Annotated in this window: 9 protein-coding genes; 3 read left to right on the top strand and 6 right to left on the bottom strand. The window is 73.5% G+C overall.

What is annotated here, in order from left to right:
• Positions 1-19: 19 nt before the first annotated feature.
• Both ACIO3R_RS13075 and ACIO3R_RS13070 read right to left on the bottom strand, forming a co-directional pair.
• On the bottom strand, positions 20-556 hold the full coding sequence (locus ACIO3R_RS13075; RefSeq protein ID WP_385035536.1) for a DUF4232 domain-containing protein: 537 nt from the start codon (positions 554-556) through the stop codon (positions 20-22).
• A 161-nt stretch (positions 557-717) separates the two neighbouring features.
• Positions 718-1,968: a cytochrome P450 gene (locus ACIO3R_RS13070; RefSeq protein WP_402105539.1), complete on the bottom strand. Its 1,251-nt coding sequence runs from the start codon at positions 1,966-1,968 to the stop codon at positions 718-720.
• Positions 1,969-2,279: 311 nt separating this feature from the next.
• Between ACIO3R_RS13070 and ACIO3R_RS13065 the strand changes: the two genes are divergently transcribed.
• From ACIO3R_RS13065 to ACIO3R_RS13055, 3 genes are all read left to right on the top strand, one after another.
• A complete protein-coding gene (locus tag ACIO3R_RS13065) occupies positions 2,280-2,849 on the top strand; it encodes a TetR/AcrR family transcriptional regulator (protein ID WP_385035543.1) in 570 nt (189 codons plus the stop codon).
• 82 nt (positions 2,850-2,931) lie between these two features.
• Positions 2,932-4,119, top strand: coding sequence for a GDSL-type esterase/lipase family protein (locus tag ACIO3R_RS13060; RefSeq protein ID WP_385035537.1), 1,188 nt, complete (start codon positions 2,932-2,934; stop codon positions 4,117-4,119).
• Positions 4,120-4,338: 219 nt separating this feature from the next.
• Entirely contained in the window at positions 4,339-5,022 is a 684-nt protein-coding gene (locus ACIO3R_RS13055; protein WP_402105537.1) for a ThuA domain-containing protein, read from the top strand.
• Between the two features lie 113 nt (positions 5,023-5,135).
• Here ACIO3R_RS13055 and ACIO3R_RS13050 read toward each other — a convergent pair whose 3' ends face one another.
• The 4 genes from ACIO3R_RS13050 to xylB form a co-directional block, all read right to left on the bottom strand.
• A complete protein-coding gene (locus tag ACIO3R_RS13050) occupies positions 5,136-8,036 on the bottom strand; it encodes a glycoside hydrolase family 2 TIM barrel-domain containing protein (RefSeq protein ID WP_402105660.1) in 2,901 nt (966 codons plus the stop codon).
• A gap of 341 nt (positions 8,037-8,377) precedes the next feature.
• A complete protein-coding gene (locus ACIO3R_RS13045) occupies positions 8,378-9,208 on the bottom strand; it encodes a hypothetical protein (RefSeq protein ID WP_402105535.1) in 831 nt (276 codons plus the stop codon).
• Positions 9,205-10,479 carry a VWA domain-containing protein gene (locus tag ACIO3R_RS13040; RefSeq protein ID WP_402105534.1) on the bottom strand — a complete coding sequence of 425 codons (1,275 nt, stop codon included), beginning with the start codon at positions 10,477-10,479 and terminating at the stop codon, positions 9,205-9,207. Before ACIO3R_RS13040 ends, ACIO3R_RS13045 begins: the two co-directional genes overlap by 4 nt.
• Before the next feature lie 96 nt (positions 10,480-10,575).
• The gene (gene xylB, locus ACIO3R_RS13035; RefSeq protein ID WP_402105533.1) at positions 10,576-12,075 is read right to left on the bottom strand and encodes a xylulokinase; all 1,500 of its coding nucleotides are present in this window, start codon (positions 12,073-12,075) and stop codon (positions 10,576-10,578) included.
• Positions 12,076-12,166: the final 91 nt, after the last annotated feature.

Genomic DNA, 12,166 nt, shown 5'->3' with positions numbered 1-12,166 from the left:
CGCCGCCCCCGCCCGGCGCTCAGCGTGTCGCGTCGGCCAGGGCCCGGTCGGCCGCGGCGCGGGAGGTGTGCCACAGGGTGGTGACCGGCTCCCACACCCGGATTCCACGGTCCATGCCCACCGTCGCGGCGCCGAACGTGACGCCGACGTGCGAGGGGTCCGCCGCCACGGACAGGGTGCGGACGACATGCCCCTCGGTGGTACCCGGCGCCGCCGTGCGCACGGCGGCGTACCCGCGCTCGCCCGGCGACAGCGCATAGGCACCGCTCGTGGCCGGCGGCACGGGCTCGGCCGAGCCGTCCAGTCCCCGGAAGGTGACGGTCGGGATCCGGTCCACCACGCAGGTGCTGCCGCCCCGGTTGGTGACGGTGATCCGTGCCGTGTTCCGCTGCCCGCCTGGCGAGGCGGAGACCCCGAGGGCCTTCTCCTGGCAGACGACCGGGCGGGCCGCGGTACCGGCCGGTGCGGCTCCCGGGGTGGCGGACGCGCCGGTGGCCGTCAGGGCCACGGCGGCCGTCGCGGCGAGGGCGGCGGTGAGAGCGGAGGACGGACGCATGATGTTTCTCCCCATGGATCGACAGCCTGCGGTCGTGGCCGGAGGGCCCCGGCGGCCGGTACGGCCGACAGGGACATTCTGAACGGTATGCCCCGCTCCTGGCGAGAGATAGGACATATCGGTTCCCATGTCTGTCGCGGGCGGGCGCCCGGCCGGCAGGCTCAGTCGGCTCGCCGTGCCCGCACCGTGGCCAGCACCTGGCGATCCGGCTGCAACGTCAGGGTCGGCACGGGGCCGACCGTGCCGGGATCGACCTCCAGCTCGAACCGGCGCGCGAGCACCGCCAGGATCAGCACCGCCTCGACCATCGCGAACCGCGTCCCCAGGCAGACCCGCGGGCCGCCGCCGAAGGGGAACCACGCGTACTCCGCGATCGGGTGGCCCGTCTCCGCGTCCCACCGCTCCGGACGGAACTCCTCCGGCTCCGGGAACCACCGCTCGTCGCGGTGCGTCGCCCACTGGCTGCTCCACACCCTGGTGCCCTCCGGCAGCGGAACGCCACCGATCCGCGCGCCCTCCTTCGCGACCCCGGTGACCAGCCAGATCGTCGGATACAGCCGCAGCGTCTCCTTGACCACCGACTGCGTGTACGCGAGCCGCGCGTAGTCGTCGAACTCCGGCTCCCGGCCGCCGAGCACCCGGTCCAGTTCCTCGTGCAGCGCGGCGCGCGCCCCGGCGTTGCGGGAGAGCAGGTACCAGGCCCACACGAGCGTCGAACTCGTCGTCTCGTGGCCACCGATGTACAGCGTGACCGTCTCGTCGCGGATCTCCTCGTCCGTCAGGTGCGCGCCCGTCTCGTCGACGGCGGTGAGCAGTCGGCTGAGGAGGTCCGGGCGCTCCGCCCCGCCGTCGCGGTGCCGGGCGACGACCCGCCCCACCTCGGCGTCGATGACCGCGGCGGCCTTCCTGATCCTGGCCCGACCGGGCGTCGGCACCCAGTCCGGCAGCAGGGCCCCGATGCCCGCGAACTCCTTCCCGATCTCCTCGCCCGACCAGGAGTCCGCCAGCTCCACCGTGCTGCCCGCCATCGTCGCCGCGTACGACCGCACCTGCTTCGGCCGCACGGACGGCTGCACCAGGGACCGCTTGCGCCGCCACTCGGTCCCGCGCGCCACCACCACGCCGTTGCCCATCACGGTACGGAACGCGATCCCGAGGGCCGGCTGGTCGAATGAGCGCTCCGTCTCGGTGAGCAGTTCGCCGATGCACTCGGGATCGGCCACGAACACGCAGGGGTTGGGGCCGAAGCGCCACTGGACCAGGTCGCCGTGGCCGCGCAGTCGCTCGAAGAACCCGAGAGGGTTCCTGGCGAACTGCGGCATGTTCCCGAGGAACGGCAGCCCCTTCGGGCCCGGCACGATCCGGTGGCCGCGCGGCTCGGCGCCGACGGCCGGCCCGTTCTCCGTGGACATGAGAGGTCTCCACTCCCCGGTGGCGCACCGCGGTCGGCGCGCGGCGACATGACCCCGGCGGATCCGCTGACGCCGTGTCCCGTCACCGTCCTTGCGGAGTACGTGCGTTGTCCACGTTAGCGGCGGCGGGCGCGGTGCACGAGAGGGCCGGGCGGGGCGGGACCTCCGCGGACAGGGGCCAGGGCACATGGGTGTCCGCGCCGGTCCGGGCGGTGTGGGGCGGCGGCGCGGTGCGGGGGCTCATGACTCACCTATTTGCCTAGAGGTATTAGGAATCTGCATAATGGATGATGTCCAATGAAGGGAACGCCATGGTGCGCGCAGGGCTGACCACCGAACGTCTGGCCCAGGCCGGAGCGGAGCTGGCCGACGAGGTCGGCTTCGACCAGGTGACCGTTTCGGCGCTCGCCCGGAGGTTCGACGTCAAGGTCGCGAGCCTGTACTCGCATCTCAAGAACTCCCACGACCTCAAGACCGGAATCGCCCTGCTCGCCCTGGAGGAGCTCGCCGACAGGGGCGCCGCCGCACTGGCCGGGCGGGCGGGCAAGGATGCCCTCAGGGCCTTCGCGGACGTCTACCGCGACTACGCCCGCGAACACCCAGGCCGCTACGCCGCGGCCCAGCTGAGACTCGACCCGGAGGCGGCCGCGGCCAGCGCCGGCAGCAGGCACGCGCAGATGACCCGCGCCATCCTCCGTGGCTACGACCTGACCGAGCCCGACCAGACGCACGCCGTCCGGCTGCTGGGCGGCTTCTTCCACGGCTACGTCAGCCTGGAGATGCAGGGCGGATTCAGCCACAGTGCCCCCGGCTCGCAGGAGAGCTGGTCACGGTCCCTGGACGCCATCGACGCGCTGCTGCGGAACTGGCCCGCGCCCTGACCGGGGTCCCGCACCGGCCGGCGGTGGCCGCCCGTCGGTGAGACCGAGAAACACTTCGACGTTCCGAGCAACAGGCAGAGACATGCAGACTGAAACCGACTGGATCACCACGCCGATCACCGCCGGCCTCCTGCGCGGGGCGCTGGACCTGGAGCGCACCGAGCACGGGGTGCGCCCGCACCGGCTGCCCGCCCGTGCCCGCGCGCAGTGCGCCGACGGGCAGCTGGCCATGGCGGAGGCCCAGCCCTCCGGTGTACGGCTGGTGTTCCGTACCGGGGCCACCGCGATCGAGCTGGACGCACTCCGCACCAAGACCGCCTACCAGGGCGCGCCGCCCCGTCCGGACGGCGTGTACGACCTCCTCGTCGACGGCCGCCTCGCGGGGCAGGAGAGCGTGACCGGCGGCAACGTCCTCCTCGTCGACATGACCGCGGGGACGGCTCAGACCCGGCCCGGCCCGGTCGGCACCGTCCGGTTCGCCGGGCTGCCCGCCGGCGACAAGGACGTCGAGATCTGGCTGCCGTACAACGAGACCACCGAACTCGTCGCCCTGCGTACCGACGCCCCCGTCGGGCCCGCACCCGACCGCGGCCGCAAGGTGTGGCTGCACCACGGCAGTTCGATCAGCCACGGCTCCGACGCGGCGAGCCCCACCACCACCTGGCCCGCACTCGCCGCCTCGCTCGGCGGGGTGGAGCTGATCAACCTGGGCCTGGGCGGCAGCGCCCTGCTCGACCCGTTCACCGCCCGTGCGATGCGCGACACCCCCGCGGACCTGATCAGCGTCAAGATCGGCATCAACCTCGTCAACACCGACCTGATGCGGCTGCGGGCCTTCACCCCGGCGGTGCACGGCTTCCTCGACACCATCCGCGAGGGGCACCCCACCGCGCCGCTGCTGGTCGTCTCGCCCGTCCTGTGCCCCATCCATGAGGACACCCCGGGCCCCAGCGCCCCGGACTTCAGCAACCTCGGTGAAGGAAGGCTCCGGTTCAAGGCCGCGGGCGACCCCGCGGAACGGGCCGCCGGAAAGCTGACGCTCAACATCATCCGGGAGGCCCTGAGCGGCCTCGTCGAGCAGCGGTCGGCCGACGACCCGAACCTGTACTACCTCGACGGGCGCAGCCTGTACGGCGAGCAGGACTTCGCCGAACTGCCGCTGCCGGACCAGCTCCACCCGGACGCGGCCACCCACCGCCGCATGGGCGACCGCTTCGCCGCGCTCGCGTTCGCGCCCGACGGCCCGTTCACCGCCGACCGCGCCTCCTGACCGGAGGGCCGGTACCGGGCGGGGCGGCGGCATCAGCGCTGCCCCCAATCGCCCACCGACTCCACCGGATCACCCGGCCGTTCCTCGTGCGGGGAGTGGCCGCGGCCCGGGAGCCCGGCGGGGCCGTCGTCGTACTCTCGCGTCGCGGGCCCTGCGACGAAGTCCGGGCAGCCGCGCGGACATCATGGGCAACCCATCCCAGCGCACCCGGAGCAACCGATGCCGCCGCACAGCTCTCCCCGGATCCTCGTCTGCACCCGCACCACGGACTACCGCCACGCATCGATCCCCGACGGCATCGCCGCGTTCCGCGTACTCGGTACGGAGCACGGCTTCGCGGTCGACGCGACGGAGGACCCGGCAGTGTTCGAGGACGGGCTGCACGGTTACGCGGCGGTGGTCTTCCTCTCCACCAGCGGGGACGTCCTCACGCCCGCCGGGCGCGCCGGGCTCCGTGCGTACTGCGCGGCGGGCGGCGGCTTCATGGGGGTCCACGCGGCGGCCTGCACCGAGTACGGCTGGCCGTTCTACGGAGAGCTCCTCGGCGCCCGGTTCGACCGGCACCCCGCGTTCCAGCCGGGCACCCTCGTGATCGAGGACCACGCGCACCCGGCCACCGCCCACCTGGGCGACACCTGGGACTTCACCGACGAGTGGTACGAGTTCCGGGAGAACCCGCGCGGCCGGGTGCGGGTGCTCGCCTCGGCCGACGCGTCGTCCTACGAGGGCGGCACGGGAGACGATCACCCCCTCGTCTGGACCCGTGAACACGGCGGGGCCCGGGTCTTCTGCACCGCGCTCGGACACGCCCCGCAGGCGTACACCGACCCGGACTTCCGGACCCATCTCCTCGGCGGACTCCGCCATGTGATGCGCCGGACCCCTGCCTCGCCACTCCCGTGACCCGGAACTCCCGTACCCCGGAACTCCCGTGACCCGGCACTTCCGCGACGGGCCGCTTCGGCCAACTGGGCTACGGGGCACCCCTGTACGCGAAGTGAGCGGCCGGGGCCCCGTCAGCCCTCCATCGCCTCGAACCCCACCGTCAGGGTCGACGGGCCGGGCAGCAGGCGGTGGGCGGGCAGCACTCCGGGGCCGCAGGACGCGCTGCCGACGCCGTGCTGCGCCAGGTCGGCATTGACGTACAGCGCTCCGCGCGGCGCGAGATCGGTGGGGTGGCGGGCCGCGTCGAGGTCCTCGCTCGTCCACGGGCGGGCCGTGAGGCCGAAGTGCGGGGCGCCCAGAAGACGCAGTCCGCCACCCGCACCGGTCAGCTCGGCCCACCGTACGTCCGTGCGGTGACCGTTCTCCTGCGGGAAGAGGTACGGGGTCTGCCACGCCGCGACGGTCGAGGTGAAGCGGCCCACGCGGGCCGCCGCACGGGTGTCCGGGTACGCCTCACCCGGCCCGGCGCCGAACCACGTGACCGTGTCGAAGGCGGCGGGCAGCGCCGCCCGCACCCCCAGCCGGGGCAGTGGGAACGGCCAGTCGGCCACCGGCCGCACCTCCAGGGTCAGCCAGAGCTGTCCGGGTGCGTCGGCCGGCACGCGGTAGTGGTAGTCGGCTTCCATCGCCGCGTCCGTGCCGGCCGCCGAGACGCGGGTGCGGACGGTGAGCCCGCCGTCCCCGGGCGCCACCCCGAGCACCTTGTGCTCCAGCCGGTCCAGTCCCGCCGCGCGCCAGCGCTCGGCGACCGAACCGCCCCAGCCGCGCAGGTCGTTGTCGGTGGGCGCCCGCCACAGATCGAGCCGGGGCCCTGCCATGTCGTGTGCGCCGAGCCGGACGAGGCGTCCGGTCTCCGGATCGAAGGTTCCCGGGCCCAGCGTGATCGACCCGCCGCCCGCCGAGGCCGGTGCGAAACCGGTGGGGCGGTGTGCGGACCCCGCCCCGGAGACGGTCAACCGCTCCTGGCACCATGCCACTTCGTGGCCCGCCGGGGCCCAGGGCAGGTCTTTGCCGAGGACCGCCCGCACGGTCAGCCACCGCTCGCCGGTCCCCGCCGACCGTGCGGCCGTGCGCAGCTCCGGCGGCCAGGGGGCGAAGACGGACTCGCCCGCCGGCACCGGCGGTACCGCCAACTCGCCCTCCGCGACGAGCTCGCCGGCATCCTCCACCAGCCACAGCCAGCGCAGGTGCCCCGTGTCCGCGAAGTCCTGCCCGTTGCGTACCCCGACCGTGCACGCGGCCCGGTCCACCGAGACCGTCACCGGTTCGACGACCTTTTTGTACTCCACGAGCCCGGGGGACGGCGTCCGGTCCGGGAGGACGAGGCCGTCGGCGACGAAGTTGCCGTCGTGGACCACCTCACCGAAGTCGCCCCCGTACGCGAAGAAGGCGCGTCCGTCCTCGGTCCGCCGGGTGATCCCGTGGTCGATCCACTCCCAGACGAACCCGCCCTGGCAGCGCGGGTGCTGCTCGAAGAGGCGCTGGTACTCGACGAGTCCGCCCGGACCGTTGCCCATCGCGTGCGCGTACTCGCACAGGATGAACGGCAGGGCGCGCCGGTGCGCGTCGAGCGCCGGGTCCTTCGTCGGCTCCTCGACGCAGCGGCCGATGCGGTCGGTCTCGTCGTGGTCCGCGTACATCCGGCTGTAGACGTCCACGTAACCGCTGTCCCGGTCGCCCTCGTAGTGGACCGGGCGGCCCGGGTCGCGTTCGTGGGCCCACTCGGCCATCGCCCGGAGGTTGTCGCCGGTGCCTGCCTCGTTGCCGAGCGACCACATGATGACGGCCGGGTGGTTCTTGTCGCGCTCCACCATGCGGCTCATCCGGTCGAGGTACGCGTCGCGCCAGCGCGGATCCGCGCTCGGGTTGTCACGCCAGCCGACGAGTTCGAAGCCGTGGGTCTCCAGATCGCACTCGTCGATCACCCAGAGGCCCAACTCGTCGCACAGGGACAGGAACTCCTGATCCGGTGGGTAGTGGCTGGTGCGGACCGCGTTGATGTTGTGCCGCTTCATCAGCTCGATGTCGCGGAGCATGGTCGAGCGGTCCAGGGTGCGGCCCGTCTCCGGATGCCATTCGTGGCGGTTGACGCCACGCAGCAGGATGCGCCGGCCGTTGACCTTCAGCAGGCCGTCCTCGACCCGGACCCGGCGGAAACCGATGCGCAGCGGTACGCGTTCGGCCCCGGCGGTGAGTGTCGCGTCGTACAGCCGCGGGGTCTCGGCGGTCCACGGCTCGACGGCGACGCGCACGGTCTCCCCGGCCCGCAGGTCGAGGCCCAGCTCCGGGACCGTGACCCGGGCCTCCGTGCCCGCCGCGGCCGGGTCGGCGTCGACGCGCAGGATGCCCTCGCCCGTCAGATGGTCGTAGTCGGCGTGCACGAACAGATCGCGGACACCGTCGGCCGGGCGGTGCAGGAGGCGCACCGAGCGGAAGATCCCGGAGACCCACCACATGTCCTGGTCCTCCAGATAGCTTCCGGCGGACCACTGGTGCACGCGCACCGCGAGGACGTTGCGGCCGGGGCGCAGCGCCGCGGTCGCGTCGAACTCGGTGGGCAGCCGGCTGCCCTTGCCGTCACCGAGCCGGCTGCCGTTGAGCCAGACGGCGAAGCACGAGTCGACACCCTCGAAGCGCAGGACGCTCCGCCCGCCGTCGGCCGGCCACGCCTCGGGCAGGGTGAACTCCCTGCGGTACTCGGCGGTGGGGTTGGCGTCCGGGACCCGGGGCGGGTCCACCGGGAAGGGGTAGATCTGGTTGGTGTACGCGGGGGAGCCCCGGCGGGGTGCGTCCGGGATGCCGTCCAGCTGCCAGCACGACGGCACGGAGACGGTCTCCCAGCCGGTCACGTCGTGCGACGGGTCCTCGAAGCCGGGTGTCAGGTCGTGGAGTCCGGCGCCGAGCCGGAAGTGCCAGTCGCCGTCGAGGGCCAGAGCAGCGGCATCGGACGGGAAGCCGGCGCGCGGCGCCAGTCGGCCCGTCCCGGGTGACCGGCTCTCGACATAGGCGAAGGAGTCGCGGCCGCGCCCGGACTCGGACGTGCGCTCGGAACCGGTAGCGGCCCCGGGCTCGGTGGATGATGCGGAACGGCTTGTGGTCACAGCCGCGGGTCCCTTCGCTCGGGCAGCAGGAAGCAGCGTTCCGGGCGAGCGTAGGACGCGGGCGGCGTCCGTGGGACGGTTCTGACCTGCCGAAACTTTCGAAGGGCGCGACGGGTTCCGTTGACGACGCGGAGTTGCGCCGGCCTGTCGGCCGGGCCGATCGGTGTGCCGTCGGCCGGACCGGGGTGTCCGGTCCGGCCGACGGCACTCCGTCAGACGCCCGGCGGGACCCGGGAGGGGCGGCCGTGGCCGCGGGTCAGCGAGTAGCCGAAGACGGCCGCGAGCGCGCCCAGCACCCCGCCGCCGACGGTCCACAGCCAGCGGTCGGTCCACCAGCCGGAGGCCCAGCCGTCCTCGGGCTCACCGGCGAGCGGGACCGGATCGGCCGAGGCGCCGTCGGCGGCCTGCTCGACCGAGGAGACACCCGGCACCAGCGGCTTGGAGAGCGTGCCGTCGACATCCCCGGCACCGCCCTTCCCGGCCGACGTGACCTCGACCTCGGCCCGCACCGGCAGACCGAGATCCGCGGAGGGCAGATCGACGACCGTGAGTCGGACGTAGTAGCTGCCCGGCAGCGGGTCGTTGGCCCACGGCTCCGACCAGGCCCTCACGGTACGCAGGACACAGGTCAGCTCGACGGTCGCGGCGTCGGCCGCGGCCTTGCCGGTCTGCTTGCCGTACATGCAGGCCTGGCGGCGGCGCAGCCCGTCGAACACGTCGACCTGCCACGTCGAGGCGCCGTGCCGGGTGGCGGTCTCGGGCAGCGTGACCTTCGCCTTGACGGTGGCCCGCTGGCCCGCGTCGGCCGGGAACACCCAGTACAGGTAGTCGCCCGTGGAGCCGCCCGCGGTGGCGGTCTGGTCCTGCTGGATCGCGGTGGCGGTACGGAAGGCGGTGCCCGCCTCCGTGGGGCCGGAGCCGTCGCCGGAGGCGCTGGGGCTCGGGCTCGCCGACGGGTCGTCCGCGACGGCGGCTCCCGCCCCGGTCAGCAGGGCGAGGCCGGTCAGCAGCGCGCCCGCGAGTACACGTGTCGTACGGATCATCGGTTGGTCCTCCAGACGGCGATGCGCCAGCGCGAGATCCAGCCGGTCAGCAGGCCCGCGACCAGTCCGGTGAGGACGAGCACGCCGAGCAGCCACCAGCCGCGGCCCAGGCCGAACGCGGCGACGTCGGCCGCGTTGTCGGGGCCGTCCACCACATCGACGGTCAGCTCGACCGGCATACCGGGCGAGGTCTTCACCGAGGCGGGCGCAGAGAAGGAGTTGCTGATCTGGAGGCAGACGGTCTCCGCGGCAGGCTTTTCGCCGTCCGTGTCCTGTTCGGGCTTCGGGTAGCGCAGCCCGGCCGAGATGGCGTCGGTGCGCCCGGTGCCGGACTCGGAACCCCTGACGATCTCGCGGCCGTGCACGGTCACCGCGCGCAGCAGCGTCCCGTAGTCGTTGTTCACGGCGCGGTCCGCGAAGACACTCACGGAGGCGCGCAGTTCCTGGCCGGGCAGCACCTCCACCCGGTACCAGCGGTGCTCGCCGAACTTCTCGCGGTCGGTGTAGAGGCCCGCCTTGAGCTTCGGGGCGTCGGTGCAGCTGTCCGCGCCCTCCGTCGCCACCGGGGTGACGACGGGCTCGGCGGCCCGGTCGACCAACTGCTTGACGCGGCCGGAGAGTTCATCGGTGTGCTTGACGGCGGTGTAGGTGCCGCCGGTGGCCTCCGCGATGCAGGTCAGCTGCTTGCGGATCTTCTCGTTCGGCACCAGGCCGAGCGTGTCGATGACCAGGTGGATGCCGCGAGCGGCGATGTCGCGGGCCACTTCGCAGGGGTCGAGCGGGCCGCAGGTGTCCTCGCCGTCGCTGATCAGCACGATCCGGCGGGTGGAGTCGCCGCCCTCCAGATCGTCGGCGGCGCCCAGCAGGGCGGGTCCGATCGGGGTCCAGCCGGTGGGGGCCAGGGTGGCGACCGCGGTCTTGGCCTCTGTGCGGTCGAGCGGGCCTACCGGATAGAGCTGCTTGGTGTCCTTGCAGCCGACCTTCCGGTCGTCGCCCGGGTAGTCGGCGCCGAGGGTGCGGATGCCGAGCTGCACCTGCTCGGGCACCGCGTCCAGGACCTCGTTGAACGCCTGCTTCGCCGCGGTCATCCGGGACTGGCCGTCGATGTCGCGGGTCCGCATGGAGCCGCTGACATCGAGCACCAGCTCGACCTTGGGGGACGCTTTGGTGGGGGTTTCATCGGCCGCGGCGGGGAGGGCCGAGCCGAGCCCGGCGGTCAGGGTGGCGAGCAGAATACCCACCCCGACCGTCAGCCTTCTTCTTATGATCATCGCCGGATAGTAGTGAACATCAGTTCCCTACCCCAAACCGGTGCGCCGGCCGCCGCGCCCGCTTGTACCGGACGTGCGACGGAATGTGACAGCCGGTCAGTCCCGTGCACCGGTCGGCGCCGCGCCCAGCAGGGGCCCCGCAGCCCGGTCCAGCACCGAGCCGATCCGCTCCCAGGTGGTCAGGTCCCTTTCCACCGCGTCCAGTTGCCGGTCCTCGCCGCTCTGCCAGCCGGTGGCGAGCACGACCGGATCCGTACCCGTGGCGGCCGCCGCCGCGAGGGCCGCCGCGCCCATGGCGACGAGTTCCCCGTTGGCCGGCACGGTCACCGGCCGTCCGGACAGGCGCCGTACGGTCTCCACCCACTGGTGCCCCTGGGCGCCGCCGCCGATCAGCAGCAGCGGCCGGGCCGCCACCTCGGGGTCGGCCGGGTCGAGCCCGCACGCCAGGAGCAGTTCGTCGAGCGCGCGCAGCACGGTGTAGACGGCGCCCTCGTACGCGGCGCCCAGGAGCTGCTGGGGGGTGGTGTCGTGCCGCAGTCCGGTGAGGAGGCCGGCGGCGGTGGGCAGGTCGGGGGAGCGTTCGCCGTCCAGGTAGGGCAGGACCACGGCCTCTCCGCCGGGCGCGGCGTCGGCGCGGTCCAGGCCGAGGAGCGCGGCGATCCTGTCCACGGCGAGCGTGCAGTTGAGGGTGCAGGCCAGCGGGAGGTACGTACCGTCGGCCGCCGCGAAGCCGGAGAGGGCCGGCGAGGCGGGCCTGGTCCGGGAGGCGGCGAAGACCGTGCCCGAGGTGCCGAGGCTGAGCACCGGGTGGTCCAGGAGTCCGGCGCCGCCGAGCCCGAGACCGACGGCGGCGCTCATGTTGTCACCGGTGCCCGCCGCGACGGCGATACCGGCCGGCAGGCCGAGCGCTTCGGCCGCCTCTGCGGTCAGCGAGCCGACGCGGGCCGCCCCGCTCGGAGCCACCTCGGGCAGCAACGCGGGCTCGATGGCGAGAAGTTCGAGCACCTCGGGGTCGTAGGCGCCGGTCGCGGTGGAGTACCAGCAGGTGCCGGAGGCGTCGCCGGGGTCGGTGACGGCGCGGCCGGACAGCCGTTCGGTCAGGAAGTCGTGGGGGAGGCGGATCGCCGCGGTCGCCGCGGTGGTGGCCGGTTCGTGCTCGCGCAGCCACTGCCACTTCGACGCCGTCATCGCGGCCACCGGCACCGATCCGGTCCGCGCGGTCCAGGCCTCGGCCCCGCCCAGGGCCGTGGTGAGGGCGGCGGCCTGCGGGGCGGAGCGGGTGTCGTTCCACAGGAGTGCCGGGCGCAGCGGGCTGCCGCCCGCGTCCAGGACGACCAGGCCGTGCTGCTGGCCCGCCACGGCGATCCCGGCGACGGCCGCGGCGGGGACGCCGGACTCCTTCAGCCCGGCGGCGACCGCGTCGCGCAGCGCCTGCCACCAGACCTCGGGGTCCGTCTCGCGGGCCCCGCCCTCGCCGGTGACGACATGGGGGGCGCGGCCGACGGCGAGCAGCAGGCCGGTCGTGATGTCGACGAACGCCGCTTTGGTGGACTGGGTGGAGCTGTCCACGCCGATGACGACGGTATGCGGCGGCATGGCTGACCTCATTCTCTGGCCTCAGGTATCCCGCGCTGCGGTTCCCGCCCCGCGGGTATTTGATCGTACGAGGAACAAATTAGGTGATCGA

Source organism: Streptomyces sp. NPDC087428 (genome assembly GCF_044744085.1).
Taxonomy (GTDB): Bacteria; Actinomycetota; Actinomycetes; order Streptomycetales; family Streptomycetaceae; genus Streptomyces.
Note: the sequence above shows the minus strand (reverse complement) of the source record. Positions and strands in the feature narration are given on the sequence as shown.

What these genes read in the sequence shown, in the direction of transcription:
- ACIO3R_RS13065 (WP_385035543.1), top strand. Translation starts at nt 2,280, where the DNA reads ATGGTGCGCGCAGGGCTGACCACCGAACGTCTGGCCCAGGCCGGAGCG.
- ACIO3R_RS13075 (WP_385035536.1), bottom strand. Translation starts at nt 556, where the DNA reads ATGCGTCCGTCCTCCGCTCTCACCGCCGCCCTCGCCGCGACGGCCGCC.
- xylB (WP_402105533.1), bottom strand. Translation starts at nt 12,075, where the DNA reads ATGCCGCCGCATACCGTCGTCATCGGCGTGGACAGCTCCACCCAGTCC.
- ACIO3R_RS13060 (WP_385035537.1), top strand. Translation starts at nt 2,932, where the DNA reads ATGCAGACTGAAACCGACTGGATCACCACGCCGATCACCGCCGGCCTC.
- ACIO3R_RS13070 (WP_402105539.1), bottom strand. Translation starts at nt 1,968, where the DNA reads ATGTCCACGGAGAACGGGCCGGCCGTCGGCGCCGAGCCGCGCGGCCAC.
- ACIO3R_RS13055 (WP_402105537.1), top strand. Translation starts at nt 4,339, where the DNA reads ATGCCGCCGCACAGCTCTCCCCGGATCCTCGTCTGCACCCGCACCACG.
- ACIO3R_RS13040 (WP_402105534.1), bottom strand. Translation starts at nt 10,479, where the DNA reads ATGATCATAAGAAGAAGGCTGACGGTCGGGGTGGGTATTCTGCTCGCC.
- ACIO3R_RS13045 (WP_402105535.1), bottom strand. Translation starts at nt 9,208, where the DNA reads ATGATCCGTACGACACGTGTACTCGCGGGCGCGCTGCTGACCGGCCTC.